The following is a 757-nucleotide window of genomic DNA, read 5'->3' on the forward strand; positions in this document are numbered from 1 at the left end:
GTCGTTCACGGCCGGGTAGCCGTCGCGGTACTTCTTCACGACGTGGCTCAGCGTGATCGCGGCCATGGCGAACCTCCCTCGGTCCGGGTCAGCCCTTGACGGCGCCCTGGGTGAGCCCGGCGACGATCTGGCGCTGGAACAGCAGCACCAGGACCACGACGGGGATGGTGACGATGACGGCGGCGGCCGAGATGGCGCCGGTCGGCTCCTCGAACTGCGACGCGCCGGTGAAGAACGCGAGCGCGGCGGGCACGGGGCGCGCGGCCTCGGTCGACGTGAGCGAGATGCCGTACACGAAGTCGTTCCACGCGAGGAAGAACGCGATGATCGCGGTGGTGGCCACGCCCGGGCCGGCGAGCGGCACGATGACCTTGCGGAACGCCTGCGCGGTGGTCGCGCCGTCGACCTGCGCGGCCTGCTCCATCTCCCACGGGATCTCGCGGAAGAACGCCGTCAGGGTCCAGATCGACAGCGGCAGCGTGATGGACAGGTACGGGATCACGAGGCCGGCCCACGTGTCGTACAGCCCGATCGAGCGCCAGATGTTGAACAGCGGCGTGACGATCGAGATCACGGGGAACATCGACACCGCGAGCGACAGGCCCAGCACGAACGCCTTGCCGGGGAAGTCGAGCCGCGCGACCGCGTAGGCGCACAGCGACGCGAGCACGACCGCGATCGCCGTGGCGATGAGGCAGATCCCCACCGAGTTGCGCAGCGCCGGCAGGAACAGGTCCGACGCCGAGCCCGTGAGGAT

1 protein-coding gene is annotated in these 757 nt (G+C 69.7%); it reads right to left on the reverse strand.

Features of this window, described 5'->3' with window-relative positions; genetic code table 11:
* Positions 1-88: 88 nt before the first annotated feature.
* The coding region (locus G3I71_RS45070; protein ID WP_164324699.1) for a carbohydrate ABC transporter permease at positions 89-757 on the reverse strand (669 nt) is incomplete at its 5' end.

The organism is Streptomyces sp. SID12501 (assembly GCF_010550245.1).
Classification (GTDB): Bacteria; Actinomycetota; Actinomycetes; order Streptomycetales; family Streptomycetaceae; genus Streptomyces.